General features: G+C 50.8%; 5 protein-coding genes. All 5 read left to right on the forward strand.

Annotation, left to right across the window (positions count from 1 at the left end):
* Nucleotides 1-733 (forward strand): Fe-S cluster assembly protein SufD (locus tag GF404_00970; GenBank protein MBD3380745.1); only part of this gene is annotated, 733 nt, incomplete at its 5' end.
* Between the two features lie 55 nt (nt 734-788).
* Nucleotides 789-1,250, forward strand: a complete 462-nt coding sequence (locus GF404_00975) for an SUF system NifU family Fe-S cluster assembly protein (GenBank protein MBD3380746.1) — start codon at nt 789-791, stop codon at nt 1,248-1,250.
* A complete protein-coding gene (locus tag GF404_00980; GenBank protein ID MBD3380747.1) occupies nt 1,163-1,561 on the forward strand; it encodes a DUF59 domain-containing protein in 399 nt (132 codons plus the stop codon). The genes GF404_00975 and GF404_00980 overlap by 88 nt, the downstream gene beginning before the upstream one ends.
* Before the next feature lie 133 nt (nt 1,562-1,694).
* Entirely contained in the window at nt 1,695-2,777 is a 1,083-nt protein-coding gene (gene pdhA / locus GF404_00985; GenBank protein ID MBD3380748.1) for a pyruvate dehydrogenase (acetyl-transferring) E1 component subunit alpha, read from the forward strand.
* Between the two features lies 1 nt (nt 2,778).
* On the forward strand, nt 2,779-3,086 hold a 308-nt coding region (locus GF404_00990; protein MBD3380749.1), incomplete at its 3' end, for an alpha-ketoacid dehydrogenase subunit beta.

The following is a 3,086-nucleotide window of genomic DNA, read 5'->3' on the forward strand; positions in this document are numbered from 1 at the left end:
CGACCGGGCCGGTGCGGATCGATTCAAATCCAGCAATGTGGTCGAACTCTATGCCGATAAATCATCGCGGGTTAGATACCTGAATCCGCAGAACCTGTCGGGTTCGGTGACGTCATTTCTGACCCAGAGGGCTCGAATCGAACAGGAGGCCCAGATCTGGACAATCTTCGCTTCGCTCGGCAGTGAAATCTCGAAAAGCAACCTGGGCACGATCTTAAATGGCAAGGGGGCATCCAGCCAGATGCTGGGAGTAGCATTCGCCGATGATCGCCAGCATTTCGATCATCACACCAGGCATCAACATACAGCCGGCGAATCCTATTCAAATATTGATTTCAAGATAGTGCTCAAGGATCAGGCTCGTTCGGCCTACACAGGTCTGATTCGTATCGAGGAAGAGACTACCAACTGCCAGGCTTACCAGGAGAACCGCAATCTTCTGCTTAACACGGGCGCTTCGGCCGAATCGATTCCGGAACTGGAGATTTTAAATGACCAGGTCAGTTGCAGTCATGGCGCGACGGTCGGACCGCTCGATTCGGAGATGATCTTCTATCTCAAGAGCCGTGGAATCTCGACTGCCGATGCTGTCCGGATGATCGTGATGGGCTTTGTCGAACCGCTTTTAAATCTCATGCCTGTAGATATCAGGCAGTTTATGGAAAACCTGGTTCGTTTCAAACTCGAGAATCGCAATATTGAAGACATGAACCTGGAAAGCATTGAGAAGTAAGTAATATGATTTTTAGTATAATTATCTGTAAAAACGGTCGCAAGGGGGTGATTCGATGAACGGTCTGGATCAGCTTTACCGGGATATACTTATGGATCACTATAAGTACCCGCGCGGCAAAAAGAAGATCGAAAATCCCGATATCATCAACAGTGGTCAAAATCCGCTCTGCGGAGATTCGATTGAATTGACTGCGAGGCTCGCTGGAGATCGTATCGAAGATATTGGAATCGAGACAGTCGGGTGTGCAATTTGCACCGCCTCGGCTTCGATGCTGACCGAAACTGTCAAGGGGATGACGCTCGGGGAGGTCGAACAGCTCTCTGGTCTTGTTACGAAAATGCTCACAGGCGATGATGAGCAAAAAGACTTTGACCTGGGCGATCTCGAAGCGCTGGCGGGAGTCAAAAAATTTCCAGTCAGGGTAAAATGCGCCCTTCTGGCATGGATTACCCTTGTCGAGGGTATCCGCGCTCATCAGGAAGGCATCAACCCCGAAGCGGTAACTACGGAGTGATTTGTATGATAACCGAAGATCAGGTAATGGATGTGCTTCACAAGGTCAAGGACCCTGAGATGGCCCTGAGCGTGGCCGACCTGGGCCTGATATACGATCTCGAAATCAAAACCGGGGGAGAGATTGTAATCGAAATGACACTTACCACACCCGCGTGCCCATACGGACCGGTTCTGGTCAATGACGTAAAAAAAGCCGTGGGGGAACTCGAGGGTGTTACGGCGGTGACGGTGGACATAGTCTGGGATCCACCCTGGAACCCGGAAGAACATGCCACTGATTATGCCAAGGATGTGCTGGGGATATGGTAGCATCAAATCTGGTTGGAAATTACCTGAAAATCTGTTATTTTCGCATTTTTATGAAACCTGGACTGGTCTTAATATGTTCTACTCATAATTAACTTGATAAAACAAGTAACGATAACTGATAGAGGTATGGAAAATGTTCAAACAGTTTGATCCGCTCAAGGGAAAGCAGTTGCAGATCCTGGATCCCAAGGGCAAGATCGTGAACGAGAAGTATATGCCGGATCTCTCCGATGAAGAGGTGGTCAAGGCTTACCAGTTCATGATTTACGCCCGCCAGGTGGATGTCAAGGCTGTAGCTTATCAACGCATGGGAAGACTTTATACCCTGCCTCCCAATATGGGACAGGAAGCGGCCGCTCTGGGGAGCGCGATGGCCACCGATAAGGACGATTGGATGGTCCCGGCCTTTCGCGAGATGGCGGCCTGGCTTTTCAAGGGAGTGACCGCCCGTCACATGTACCTGTACTGGAAGGGTTCCGAGGACGGGAATGTGGCTGAAGGTGCGAACTTTATGCCCTCCGCCGTACCGGTCGCTTCACAGGTGCCTCATGCCGCCGGAATCGGCTACGCTCTCAAGTACAAGAAATCCAAGCAGATCGCGATCTGCTACTTTGGCGACGGTGGCACCTCCGAAGGTGATTTCCATGAAGGTCTCAATTTCGCCGGCGTATTTAAATGCCCGGTGATCTTTTTCTGCAACAACAATCATTACGCTATCTCGGTACCCCGCCATGAGCAGTGCGCCGCTGAAACACTGGCCCAGAAAGCGTATGGTTACGGAATGCCCGGAATTCAGGTCGACGGCAACGATTTCTTCGCTGTCTACGCCGCTACTAAAGAAGCCGCCGAACATGCCCGTTCAGGCAAGGGACCGGTTCTGATCGAAGCGGTCACCTACCGCCGCGGTTATCATACCACTTCCGATGATCCAACCAAGTATCGTACGGCTGAAGAAGAGAAGGAGTGGGAGCTGAAAGATCCGCTGACCCGTATGCGCACCTTCCTTGAAGAGAAGGGACTCTGGGACGAGGATAAGGAAAAGGCCGAAATCGAAAAGGCCAACAAGGATATCGGCAAGCAGTTCAAGCAGGTCGAAGAACATCCGCCCACTACTCTCGATCAGATCTTCGCCAATACTTTCGAGGAAATGCCGGATCAGCTCAAGAAACAGAAAGTCAGAATGGAAAAGTTTTTGAGATGGAAGGAGGGTCAGTAAGATGGCGGTAATGAATATGGTACAGGCCATAAACTCGGCTCTCGCCTTCAAGCTCGAAGATGACGAAAATGTTGTGGTTTATGGTGAGGATGTCGGTGTCGAGGGCGGTGTCTTCCGTGTCACCGAGGGTCTTCAGAAAAAATATGGAAGAGAACGAGTATTTGATACACCGCTTGCGGAATCGATGATAGCCGGTACCGGCGTGGGTATGTCGGCTATGGGATTGCGGCCGGTAGTGGAGATGCAGTTCTCGGGATTTATCTATCCCGCGTTTAACCAGATAATTTCTCATGTCTCCCGTCTGCGCAC

It is taken from the genome of Candidatus Zixiibacteriota bacterium, from assembly GCA_014728145.1.
In the GTDB taxonomy this organism is placed as follows: domain Bacteria; phylum Zixibacteria; class MSB-5A5; order JAABVY01; family JAABVY01; genus WJMC01.

Coding starts and splice junctions, on each gene's coding strand:
- GF404_00975 (MBD3380746.1), top strand. CDS start 789: ATGAACGGTCTGGATCAGCTTTACCGGGATATACTTATGGATCACTAT.
- GF404_00980 (MBD3380747.1), top strand. CDS start 1,163: ATGCGCCCTTCTGGCATGGATTACCCTTGTCGAGGGTATCCGCGCTCA.
- pdhA (MBD3380748.1), top strand. CDS start 1,695: ATGTTCAAACAGTTTGATCCGCTCAAGGGAAAGCAGTTGCAGATCCTG.